General features: G+C 73.4%; 10 protein-coding genes. 3 read left to right on the top strand and 7 right to left on the bottom strand.

The annotated features are described in order from the left end of the window. Positions 1–1,456 precede the first annotated feature (1,456 nt). From E1200_RS24690 to E1200_RS24680, 3 genes are all read right to left on the bottom strand, one after another. A complete protein-coding gene (locus tag E1200_RS24690) occupies positions 1,457–2,248 on the bottom strand; it encodes a LytTR family DNA-binding domain-containing protein (protein WP_131954464.1) in 792 nt (263 codons plus the stop codon). Positions 2,249–2,323: 75 nt separating this feature from the next. Beyond that, complete coding sequence (locus tag E1200_RS24685) at positions 2,324–3,622, bottom strand: histidine kinase (protein WP_131954463.1); 1,299 nt, start codon at positions 3,620–3,622, stop codon at positions 2,324–2,326. Between the two features lie 107 nt (positions 3,623–3,729). Next, positions 3,730–4,353, bottom strand: a complete 624-nt coding sequence (locus E1200_RS24680; RefSeq protein WP_131954462.1) for a sulfite oxidase-like oxidoreductase — start codon at positions 4,351–4,353, stop codon at positions 3,730–3,732. A gap of 267 nt (positions 4,354–4,620) precedes the next feature. Between E1200_RS24680 and aroF the strand changes: the two genes are divergently transcribed. The 3 genes from aroF to E1200_RS24665 all read left to right on the top strand — a co-directional run bounded on the left by aroF (position 4,621) and on the right by E1200_RS24665 (position 7,745). Beyond that, positions 4,621–5,667, top strand: a complete 1,047-nt coding sequence (gene aroF / locus E1200_RS24675; protein ID WP_131954461.1) for a 3-deoxy-7-phosphoheptulonate synthase — start codon at positions 4,621–4,623, stop codon at positions 5,665–5,667. Between the two features lie 187 nt (positions 5,668–5,854). Then, on the top strand, positions 5,855–6,808 hold the full coding sequence (locus E1200_RS24670; protein ID WP_131954460.1) for an EamA family transporter: 954 nt from the start codon (positions 5,855–5,857) through the stop codon (positions 6,806–6,808). A gap of 52 nt (positions 6,809–6,860) precedes the next feature. Then, a complete protein-coding gene (locus tag E1200_RS24665) occupies positions 6,861–7,745 on the top strand; it encodes a DUF5954 family protein (protein WP_131954459.1) in 885 nt (294 codons plus the stop codon). Positions 7,746–7,766: 21 nt separating this feature from the next. Here E1200_RS24665 and thiI read toward each other — a convergent pair whose 3' ends face one another. The 4 genes from thiI to E1200_RS24645 form a co-directional block, all read right to left on the bottom strand. Beyond that, entirely contained in the window at positions 7,767–8,996 is a 1,230-nt protein-coding gene (gene thiI / locus E1200_RS24660; protein ID WP_131954458.1) for a tRNA uracil 4-sulfurtransferase ThiI, read from the bottom strand. Between the two features lie 106 nt (positions 8,997–9,102). After that, complete coding sequence (locus tag E1200_RS24655; protein WP_131954457.1) at positions 9,103–10,128, bottom strand: 6-phosphofructokinase; 1,026 nt, start codon at positions 10,126–10,128, stop codon at positions 9,103–9,105. Positions 10,129–10,297: 169 nt separating this feature from the next. Continuing rightward, positions 10,298–10,960: a response regulator transcription factor gene (locus E1200_RS24650; RefSeq protein ID WP_243708816.1), complete on the bottom strand. Its 663-nt coding sequence runs from the start codon at positions 10,958–10,960 to the stop codon at positions 10,298–10,300. Positions 10,961–10,998: 38 nt separating this feature from the next. Then, positions 10,999–11,814, bottom strand: an 816-nt coding sequence (locus E1200_RS24645) for an ATP-binding protein (RefSeq protein WP_131954456.1), incomplete at its 5' end; no start/stop codon positions are given.

Below are 11,814 nucleotides of genomic sequence, written 5' to 3'. Positions count from 1 at the left end.
GGCACCCCGCCCCAGCCCACCACGCGTGAGGACGAGCCCCCGGGCGACCACCCGCACTGCCCACCAAAGGCAAGGCCAGCACCCAACGCCGAAGACGTAGCAGCCAAAACACCGACGCCCCCGCAGCAAGCAACGCGAGTACACGGTTCCCTGCGGACGCAACCACACCAGCCACCACCGCAACCACGCGACAAGCTGAACCGTCGCGATCGCGTCCGAAAGCAGGCGCCAAGCCCGCAAAGAACCTGAACGCGCGAGCCGCAAGGCGAGCCAGGCGAGCCAGGCGAGTACAACGATTCCCTGCGGACGCAACCACACCAACCACCACCCGCAACCACGCGACAACCTGAACCGTCGCGATCGCGTCCGAAAGCAGGCGCCAAGCCCGCAAAGAACCTGAACGCGCGAGCCGCAAGGCGAGCCAGGCGAGTACAACGATTCCCTGCGGACGCAACCACACCAACCACCACCCGCAACCACGCGACAACCTGAACCGTCGCGATCGCGTCCGAAGGCAGGTTCCGAGCCTGCGAGGAACCTGATCGCGCAGCGAGCCCCCAGGGCGAGCCGGAGCGATGCAGCGATCGCACGCATTGCCCGCCGAAGGGAAGGCGCCCCAGCGCCTGACCGCCAAGGGCAATGCAATAAACAAGACTCGGGCGTCGCTGAACAACCCCCCGACTGTTCAGCGACGCCCGAGCCGCAGGCCGCGGGATCCCACCCCCCCGGTACGGGATCCAGCGGCGTGATCCGGCGTTTCGCCGGATCTCCTGGTGTGCACATGTGGGAGGTTCGCGGTGTGCGGTCCGCCCGCCCTCCGCGGCGGTGTGGCGTGTGGTGCCACTGAGAACACTAGGGGTGTGATGCCACAGAGCGACACCCGTGAAACGCTGAGTTCGGTAAACGGTACGTAGCCAAAGATATACGTAGCGTGTTCGCGCGATGAGCGGTCGCCTTCGCGGGACGAGCGGCACTCGGGAACGGTCCACAACGCACGCCGAACGGTCGTCGATGATTCACGGCCGGCGACCTTCCCTTCGTAGAACACCGACGAGCGCCGAGCCAGCGCGCACACGCTCGGACGACGACGTGACGGCCGGGTGAGAGCCGAGAGCACCGCGCTCGCCGTCCTCACCGCCGAGACGCTCAAGGCCGGCCGGGACCGAGCGCGCATGGAGGTGGGCGACGGCTCCTGCCCCGCTGCGTCCGTCGCGGGCGGAGTCGAGCGGGACGGCCAGGCGGGGCACCGCCGTGGTCCGGGCGTGCGAGGCGCTGCGCGAGCGGCTGAACGGTTCCGCCCCGTCCGAGGGCGGGGAGGCGTCGGCCGACGCCGCCGACGAGGTCGAGGCGCAGTAGGAGGACTACCCCCGGCACCTTCGGACGGCCGCGATGGTTTGCGGGGGTGGGCGCGGAGTGGAGGGAGATAAGGGGGGCACTGCTCGCCGCGTCCGGAGGGTTAGTTGTTGTTGGGGGTGTTCTCGGTAGGCGGGGTGGCTTCTTCTGGGCGGTGGAACTTGCGGACCAGGCGGTCGCGGACCTCGCGGGTGTGGCGGCGGCTGACCTGGAGCAGTTCGTCCCCGATCTGGACGGCTGCGCGGCCGCCGTCGAAGCGGAGTTCGGTGACGTGTGCGGACGCGACGAGGGTGCTGCGGTGGATGCGGATGAACCCGGCGGCCTCCCAGCGCTTGGTCAGCGCCGACAGCGGCATCCGGACGAGGTAGCCGCCCTCGGGGGTGTGCAGCCGCACGTAGTCGCCTTTCGCCTCGACGTGGGTGACCGACCGGCGGGACACGAGCCGGGTGCGGCCGCCGAGCTCGACGGGGATCATCTCGTCCTCGGGGTCGCGGGCGTCCTCGGGCGGGCCGGCCCGCTCGGCGGCCACGGCGACCCGGCGGACCGACTCGGCGAGCCGCTCCGGGCGCACCGGCTTCAGCAGGTAGTCGAGGGCGCCGAGCTCGTAGGCGATGACGGCGCAGTCGTCGTGGGCGGTCACGAAGACGACGTGCGGGGGCTCGGCGAAGGCGGTCAGCAGGCGGGTGAAGTCGAGCCCGTCGAGGCCGGGCATGCGGACGTCGAGGAAAACGGCGTCGAGGCGTTCGCCCTCGACGAGCATCCGGCTCAGGTCGCGCAGCGCGGACGAGGCGTCGTCCGCGCAGCTGACCTGCCGGATCCGCGAATCCCTGCGGAGCAGATAGGCCAGCTCCTCCAGGGCGGGGCGTTCGTCGTCGACGGCCAGGACGTGGAGCATGAGGCGACTTTGCCGCGATTACCGTCTGTCCGCAATCGGTTCCGCAAAGTGAGTGTCCTGTCCATGGGGCAACGGTCAGTCCGAAAATAGCCCCGGGCGGTATTTCGGCACGCGCAGGTTCACCTTCGTTCCGGCGCCGAGTGCGGTTTCGACGGTCAGGCCGTACTCCTCTCCGTAGAACTGGCGCATCCGTTCGTCGACGTTGGCGAGCCCGATCCCGGCGCCCTCCCGGCGGGGGCACGGCGCCACGCTGCCCCATCCGGTCGGGCCGGGCCGCCCCACGGGTGCGGAGAGGATCTCCGCCAGGCGTTCGGGGTCCATGCCGACGCCGTCGTCCTCGACGCTGATCGCCGCCTCCGCCCCGAAGTCGCGCGCCGTGATCGAGATGTGGCACGGCCGCCCGGCCCCCGTCCCGGCCATGCCGTGCCGGACGGCGTTCTCGACGAGCGGCTGCAGCGCCAGGAACGGCACCGCGACCGGCAGGACCTCGGGGGCGACCTCGACCTCGCAGTGGAGCCGGTCCCCGAACCTGGCCCGCTCCAGCAGCAGGTACCGGTCGATGGAGCGCAGCTCGTCGGCGAGGGTGGTGAAGTCGCGCTGGTTGCGGAACGAGTAGCGGGCGAAATCGGCGAAGTCCAGCAGGAGTTCGCGGGCGCGGTCGGGATCGGTCCGGACGAACGAGGCGATCGTGGTCAGCGAGTTGTAGACGAAATGGGGCGAGATCTGCGCCCGCAGGGCCCGCATCTCGGCCTCGGCCAGGCTGACGCGCACGGCGTCGAGCCCGGCGAGCTCGAGCTGGCCGGTGACGAGGCGGGCGACGTCTCCGGCGGCGCGGATCCGGGCCGCGGACGGGTGCCGCCAGTACGCCGCGAGCGTCCCCGCGACGCGTCCCTCGATCGACAGCGGGGCCACCATCGCCGCCTGGACGCCGCAGGACGCGTCGGCGCAGCCGATCGACTCGGGCGCCGGCACCCGGGGCCGTCCGGAGGCGAGCACAGGCAAGGCGTGCCGGACGGCGTCCGCCGCGTGGGCGTCCTGTCCCTCCCCCTCCCAGGCCAGCAGCCGCGGCGCCTCGCCGCCTTCGCCGCCGTCCTCCGGGAGGACCCCGACGAGCGCGACGGCCTCCGCGGCCAGCAGCGGCCGGAGCCTCCGGGCGGCCTTGCGCGCGGCCTCCTCGGACAGCCCGGCGCGCAGCGGCGAAGACGCGCCCACGCCCCCGTGCAGGGCCGCGAACGCCGCCTTCTCGGCCGCCTTCTCGGCCGGGTCCGCGGGCGGGCGCCGGAGGGCGGACGGCCGGCGGCGCAGTGCCCAGGCGCCCGCGGTGGCGCCGGCCGCGGCGCACACCACCGCATCCGCGACGGAGGGTAGGAACATGACGACTTACGGTAATGCCTGTCGCGTCCGCCGACCCGCATGTTGTCCATTTACGAAGCCCCGCGGCCGGACACGGCCACCCTGCCCGTGCTACGGCCCGGCCGCCCTCACAGCGGCGGGGCCTCGCCCTCGTCCTCCTGGTAGGAGTACCGCTGCTCCCGCCAGGGGTCGGCGACGTTGTGGTAGCCGCGCTCCTCCCAGAAGCCGCGGCGGTCCTGCACGAGGTATTCCACGCCCCGGACCCACTTGACGCTCTTCCACGCGTACAGGTGCGGGACCACGATGCGGAGCGGGAAGCCGTGGTCGGGGGTGAGCCGCTCCCCGTCCCGGTGGGTGGCGAACATCGTCGTCTCGGCGAGGAAGTCGCTCATCCGGATGTTGGCGCTGTAGCCGTACTCCGCCCAGACCATCACGTGCGTGGCGTCCGGCGCGGGCGGCGCCAGCTCCGCGATGGCGGAGCCGGGGACGCCCTCCCACTCGTTGTCCGGGATGGTGAACTTCGTGACGCAGTGGAAGTCGGCGACGGCGCGGCTCCTCGGCAGCGCCTCGAACTCGTCCCAGGTCCAGCCGTACTGCTCGCCCGAGGCGGTCGCGCCGAAGACGCGGAAGTCCCAGTCCTCGGGACGGAACTTCGGCACGGGGCCGTAGTGCAGGACGGGCCAGCCCCGGGGGACGTACTGGCCGGGGGGCAGCTCGCGCGGCGGCGGTGCGGACTGATCGGGGTGGGACATGACGCCGCCATCCTGCCATCCGGGGTGAGCTGAGCCATATTCGGGGTCGCGTGCGCGGGGCACCGGGAAAGTCGGCTAATCTGAGCACGTGCGCAACGTCGTCTATTTCTTTTGGTTCGACCAGCCCGGGCGGCTGGTCTGCCGGACGTTGCGCTGACAGACCACGAGACGAGAAGCCCCGGGCCGGTCGGCCCGGGGCTTCTCGCCGTTCGAGGGGTTGGCCGCGGGTCACCGGGATCCCGGGCGTAACGGAGAGGCAGTACACCAATGGTCGTCGTCATGGCCCCGGAGGCCAACGAAGCGGACGTCAACGCCGTCGTCTCACTTGTCGAGACGGCGGGGGGTGACGCCTTCGTCAGCCGCGGCGTGGAGCGGACCATCGTCGGGCTGGTCGGCGACGTCCAGCAGTTCGGCTCGCTCAACCTGCGCGGCATGCGGGGCGTCAGCGACGTCATCCGCATCTCGGCGCCCTACAAGCTGGTGAGCCGCGAGAACCACGCCGAGCGCTCGATCGTCCGGGTCGGCGGGGTGCCGGTCGGCCCCGGCACCATGACGCTGATCGCCGGCCCGTGCGCGGTGGAGACCCCCGAGCAGACCCTCGGCGCCGCGCAGATGGCGCAGGCCGCGGGCGCGACGCTGCTGCGCGGCGGCGCGTTCAAGCCGCGGACCTCCCCGTACGCGTTCCAGGGCCTCGGCGAGGCGGGCCTGCGCATCCTCGCGGACGTGCGGGAGGAGACCGGCATGCCGGTCGTGACCGAGGTGGTGGACGCCGGCGACGTCGAGCTCGTCGCCTCCTACGCGGACATGCTGCAGATCGGCACCCGCAACGCGCAGAACTTCTCCCTGCTGCAGGCCGCGGGCGACTCCGGCAAGCCCGTGATGCTCAAGCGCGGCATGAACGGGACGATCGAGGAGTGGCTGATGGCCGCCGAGTACATCGCCCAGCGCGGCAACCTCGACATCGTGCTGTGCGAGCGCGGCATCCGCACGTTCGAGAAGGCCACCCGCAACACCCTCGACATCTCCGCGGTGCCGGTGGCGCAGCGCCTGTCGCACCTGCCGGTCATCGTGGACCCGTCGCACTCGGGCGGCAGCCGCGACCTCGTCCTGCCGCTGACCCGCGCCGCGATCGCGATCGGCGCCGACGGCGTGATCATCGACGTGCACCCGCACCCGGAGACCGCGCTGTGCGACGGCCCGCAGGCCCTCGTGGACGGCGACCTGCGCGAGCTGGCCAAGCTCGTCCGCGACCTGCCGCCCATCGTCGGGCGGTCGCTGACCCGGGCCGCCGACACCGACACCGTCCCCGCCTGACGGGTATCGTCGGGGCCATGGCGTACTGGGCCCCCGACTGCGGGCCGCCGCGCTCCTGACGGGGCGCGGCGACCGCACCGCCGAAGAGTCGTGACACGGCCCGGCACCTCACGTGCCGGGGCCGTGCGTTCCTGCGTCCCGAATCCGGATCTTCGTTCTCCCGATTCGAGCTCAGGAGCACCCTCTCGTGGCACAGCGAACCTCCGTCCGGCGTGCGTCCGGACACGACACGCGCGCCCGCGCCGGGAGCGCGGGCATCCTCGCGGCGGCGTCCCTCTGGGGGACGACCGGGACCGTCCAAGCGTTCGCGGACGGCTCGTCCCCCTTCTCCATCGCCGCGATCCGCATCGTCATCGGCGGGCTGACGCTGCTCGCCGTCGCCGCGGCGACGCGCCGCGCGGACCTGCGCCGCCTGGTGGCCCGCCGCCGCAACCTGCCGCTCCTCGGCCTGGGCGCCGGCGCGATCGCCGTGTACCAGACCGCGTTCTTCGCCGCCGCGGACCGCACGGGCGTGGCGGTCGGCACGATCGTCACGATCGGCAGCGCGCCCGTGTTCACCGGCCTGATCGGGCTGGCGGCGCGGCGGACCGTCCTCACCGGGCGCTGGGCGCTGGCGACCGCCGGTGCCGTCACGGGCTGCGCCCTGCTCATCGGCGGCGGACGCGACGGCGCGGGCGCGGCGCCGGCCGGTATCGCGCTGGCGCTGCTCGCCGGGCTGGCGTACGCGGGTTACGCGACGGCGGCGTCCGTGCTCATCACCCGCGGCGAGGACGACCGGGCGGTCGCCGGGGCGCTGTTCGGCGCGGCGGCCGTGCCACTGGCGCCGGTGCTGCTCGCCGCGCCCACCGGGTGGCTGCTCACCGGCTCCGGCGCCCTGATCGCGCTCTACCTCGGCGTGGTCACCACCGGGGTCGGCTACCTGCTGTTCGCCCGGGGCCTGCGCGGCACGCCCGCCACGACGGCGACGACGCTGACGCTCGCGGAACCGGCCGTGGCCGCCGTGCTCGGGACCGTCCTGCTGGACGAGGAGCTCGGCGGGCCCGCGGCGGCCGGGCTGGCGCTGCTCGCCGCGAGCCTCGTCGTCCTCGTCGCCCCGGCGCGCGGACCACTGCGGAGACGGCGAACACGAACAGCGCGGTAACAAAGTGGTCTGGACCATTGGCCGCGGCGGGCGCGGCGAGGATGATGTCCGCATGACAACGGGCGATGGCGACGCCGGCGGGCGGCTCTTCCCGAGAGACCTCGACGGCGTCGACCCGGTCGCCGCGGTCCTGCAGGCGGACGCGTCCCGCGCCCTCGCGGCCTACCCGGAGCTGGTGGCCGTCGGCGCCCTGTTCACCGCGGCCGAGCGGGTCTCCGGCGGCTGGCGGGTCGTGTGCCCGTGCGACCCGCTGCCGCAGGGCGCCCGCGAGCTCCTCGCCGGGCACCTGGCAGACCTCGCCGTGGCCGCCGGCCGCGGCGCCCCGGCGCGCGATCTGCTGACCGCCGCACAGGCATTGCAGAACGGCACCGCCGACGAGGTGACGGCCGGCGGACGACGGCTCCGCATCGTCCGCGTCCAGCAGCTCGTCCGCACCGGCCCCGACGGGCCCGAGCCGCCCCGCCCCACCGACCTGGACACCGATCCCGGCGCCCGCTTCGAGCTCCTGCCCGAGGACGGCCCCGCCTCCGACCTGGCCACCGCCGAACTGCTGTGCCAGGTCCTCGACGCGGCCGCGGCGGAGGGCAGCGAGCCGTCCGGCGCGTTCCTCACCCCTGTCGCGCTGGCGCCCGCCTTCACGGTCGCCGAACGCAGCGAACGGCGCTGGCGCCCCGTCGGCCGCCTCCACGACACCCCGCGCCAGGCCCGCGACTCCCTCGTCACCTACTTCCGCCACGTGGTCCCCGCCGTGGAGGACCCCGCCGGCGCCGATCTGGCCCAGTTCGCCGAGGCCGCGGACCTCATGGAGGAGGACGCCCGCCGCAACGGCATAGCCGTGGCCGGCCGCCGCTTCCGCATAGTCCGCGTAGAACGAATCACCCTGATGAGCCCCATAGGCCCAGAACCACCCCGCCCCACGGACTTCGACGCTGTATAGCCCAGGGCCCGCCCCCCTGGGCTAGGGAGTCGGGTCGCCGTAGACCGGGCGGTGTTCTTGGGCGGAGGCCGCCAGTTGGTCGGCCAGTTCGCCGGCGTCCAGGCGCTTCTCTATCTGGCGCAGGTCGTCGATCTTCGCCTTCGTCTCGGCCCGGCGGGGGGCCAGGACGGTGCAGCAGTCCTCGTCGGGGAGTTCGGAGATCGTCAGGGTGCGGATGCGGCGGGCCTGGTCCATGATCTCGACCTTGTCCATGCCGACGAGGGGGCGCAGGATCGGCAGGTCGACGGCGTCGTCCAGGGCGGTGATGTTGGTCAGGGTCTGGCTGGAGACCTGGCCGAGCGCGTCGCCGGTGATCAGGGCGCTGCCGCGGAGCCGGCGGGCGAGAAGCTGGCCGGTGCGCAGCATCAGCCGGCGCTGGGCGACCACCGCGAGGCGGTCGGCGCCCGACGTCTTGATCTGCTGCTGGGCCTTGCCGAACGGGATGACGAACAGGCGCGAGCCGCCCTGGAACTTGTCCAGCTCGCGGACCAGCGCGTACGCCTTGTAGATCGACTCGGGGCCGGTGAACGGCATGCCGGAGAAGTGCAGGTAGTCGACGCGCAGGCCGCGGCGCATCATCCGGTACGCGGCGACGGGCGAGTCGATGCCGCCCGACATCAGCACGAGGGCGCGGCCGCTCATGCCGACGGGCAGGCCGCCCTGGCCGGGCAGGCCGCCGGAGTACACGAACACCTCGTCGCGGTCGACCTCGATCGACAGCGTGTGCTCGGGGTCCTTGAGCCGGACGGGCTGCCCGTAGCGGGCGGTGACGAGGGTGCCGATGTGCCGGTCGAGCTCGGTGGAGGTCATCGGGAACCGCTTGTCGCGGCGGCGGGACCGGACGGCGAACGTGCCGGTCCGCCCGTCCATCAGCTCCAGCGCGGCGCGCTCGACGCTGGCGACGTCCTTGCCGACGCGCCAGGCGCGGTGCGCCCACACGATGCCCATGACGTCGGTGATGCGCTGGGCGATGCGGTCCATCGTCGCCTGGTCGGCGTCGTGCTTACGGACGATGAAGACGCCGTGGCGGCGGATGACGTCCACGCGGGCGATGGGCCGGACGGCGGTGCGGACGTTGTCGGCGAGCCGCCGCTCGAACTGCTCGCGGTTCTTGCCCTTGAGGACGACCTCGCCCAGTTTCAGCAGCACGCACGGCTCTCCGTCGAGCGGCTGCTCCCGGACGTCCGCCGGTGCGGCGTCGAGCGTGGTCATGATGGGGGTTCCTCCCGGCGGGAACGGGTCTGAAGGGGACTACTCAGTGTCGCTCAGAGAAGCCAACGCCGCGACCCGGATTCGCTGTTCCCGCCGGGAGGACCCGTCAGCCGAAGAAGACCTCGGCCTCGGCGTAGCGCTCCAGCGGGACGGTCTTCAGCTCCTTGGTCGCCTCGTCGAGCCCGACCCGGACGATGTCGGTGCCCTGCAGCGCGACCATCTTGCCGTAGTCGCCGTCGTGGACGGCGTCGATCGCCTGCAGGCCGAAGCGGGTCGCGAGGACGCGGTCGAACGCCGTGGGGGTGCCGCCGCGCTGTATGTGGCCGAGCACCGCGGCGCGGGCCTCCTTGCCGGTCCGCTTCTCGATCTCGTCGGCGAGGGCCTGGCCGATGCCGCCGAGCCGGACGTGGCCGAACGCGTCCTTCTCCCCCGTCTGGAGCTGCATCTGCCCCTCGGCGGGGTGGGCGCCCTCGGCGACGACGATGATCGGCGCGTAGCGGGTCTTGAAGCGGGACTCGACGTACCCGACGACCTTGTCGATGTCGAACGGCCGCTCGGGGATCAGGATGACGTTGGCGCCGGCGGCCATGCCGACGTGCAGCGCGATCCACCCCGCGTGCCGGCCCATGACCTCGCAGATCAGCGCGCGGTGGTGGCTCTCGGCGGTGGTGTGCAGCCGGTCGACGGCCTCCATGCCGATGTTCACCGCGGTGTCGAAGCCGAAGGTGTAGTCGGTCGCGTTGAGGTCGTTGTCGATCGTCTTCGGGACGCCGACGACGTTGACGCCGTTGGCGTACAGCTCCCGTGCGACGCCGAGGGTGTCCTCGCCGCCGATGGCGATCAGCGCGTCCACGCCGAGGCCGGCGAGGTTGTCCTTGATCCGCTCGACACCGCCGTCGACCTTGATCGGGTTCGTCCGGGACGAGCCGAGGATCGTCCCGCCGCGCGGCAGGATGCCCCGCACCGCCTGGACGTCGAGGGCCACGGTGTCGCCTTCGAGGGGCCCGCGCCAGCCGGCCCGGAAGCCCACGAACTCATAGCCGAAGACCTGGACGCCCTTGCGCACGACGGCGCGGATCACCGCGTTCAGGCCGGGGCAGTCACCGCCTCCGGTCAGTACTCCGACGCGCATGCCGTCTCCTTCTCCCGCCACCGGGCTCCTCCCTCGATTCACATGGCCAGCCTAGACACCCGTTCCCCGCCGGCCGGCGTATTCACCGGCCGGTGCGGCGTGGCGCCAGTGGTCTAGACCATAGCCGCTCGCGGGCGTGCACCGCACGTCGCCGCCGCGGCCCGGCGCGCTAGCCCTCCTGGTCGAGGCCCTTCTCGATGGCGTAGCGGACGAGTTCCACGCGGTTGTGGAGCTGGAGCTTGCCAAGGGTGTTCTGCACGTGGTTCTGCACCGTCCGGTGGGACAGGACGAGCCGCTGCGCGATCTGCTTGTACGTCAGCCCCTTGGCGACGAGCCGCAGGACCTCCGTCTCGCGCTCGGTCAGCCGCGGCGCGTCGTCGTCCGCGCGGGCGGGGGCGGCGGCGAGCCTGCGGTACTCGCCGAGCACCAGCCCGGCGAGGCCGGGGGTGAACACGGCGTCGCCCTCGCCGGTGCGCCGGACGGCGTCCAGGAACTCCTCACGCGCCGCGGACTTGAGCAGGTAGCCGGTGGCGCCCGCCTTCACCGCCTCCAGGACGTCCTGCTGCTCGCCGCTCGCCGACAGCACCAGGACGCGCACGGGCGGGTCGGCGGCGGTGAGCAGGCGGGTCACCTCGACCCCGCCGATGTCGGGGAGCTGGAGGTCCACCACGGCGACCTGCGGCCGCGCGGCGGCGGCGACGCGGACGGCGGCGCGCCCCTCGCCGGCGGTCGCGACCACGTCATGGCCCGCCTCGGCGAGGTCGCGGGCGACCGCCTCCCGCCACATCGGGTGGTCGTCCACGACCATGATCCTCAAGGGCACGTCACTCACGGGCCCACCCTAAGCCGACATCCGGCCGCGCCGCCCGCTCAGCGCGGGACGGTCAGCTCGATCTCCGTGCCCTCGCCCTCGGCCGTCCAGATCGCGACCTCGCCGCCGAGGTCGGCGACCCGGCCGCGGATGGACTGCGCGATGCCGAGGCGGCCCGCCGCCGCGGCCTCCGCCAGCCGCCCGGCGGGCATCCCGGGCCCGTCGTCGCGGACGCTGACGGTGATCTCCCCGGGGCCGTCCTCCAGCAGCACCCACGCGCGGGCGCCGGGGCCGCCGTGCCGCCGGACGTTGTCCAGCGCCGCCGCGACCGCCGCCTCGACCTCCCCGGCGGCGTGCGCGGGCAGCCGCACCTCCGTCGCGGGCGTCGACACCGTCACCGACGGGGACGCGTGGCCGGTCAGCAGCGGGCGGAGGTCGACCCCCGCCCCGGCGCCGGACCCGGCGGCGGGCACGGCCGGGCGGGTGCCGATGAGCGAGCGCAGCGCCGCCTCCTGCTCTCCTGCGAGCCGGCCCAGCTCCGCCGCCTCGCCGCCCAGCTCGCCGCCGCGGCGCTGCACCATGGCCAGCACCTGCAGCACCGAGTCGTGGATGCGGCGGGCCAGCCGCTCCCGCTCGCGGGTGGCCGACTCCAGCTCCACGGCCCGCGCCAGCCGCGCCTCCGCCTCCAGCGCCAGCCGGACGACGTGCCCGACGACGAGGCCCGCGAGGAACAGCAGCACGATCCCGTTGAACGTCGCCGCCCCCATCCCGCCGGCCGTCCCCGCGACGGCGTGCACCAGCAGGTTCGCGGCGGCCAGCGCCAGCGCCGCGGCGACGCCGAGCCGGCGCCCGCCCGCCACCGCCCAGGACAGCAC

Origin of the sequence: Actinomadura sp. GC306 (genome assembly GCF_004348665.1) — a bacterium.
GTDB lineage: Bacteria > Actinomycetota > Actinomycetes > Streptosporangiales > Streptosporangiaceae > Spirillospora.
The sequence above is the reverse complement of the archived record's forward strand: the minus strand, read 5'-3'. Positions and strand labels throughout refer to the sequence as shown.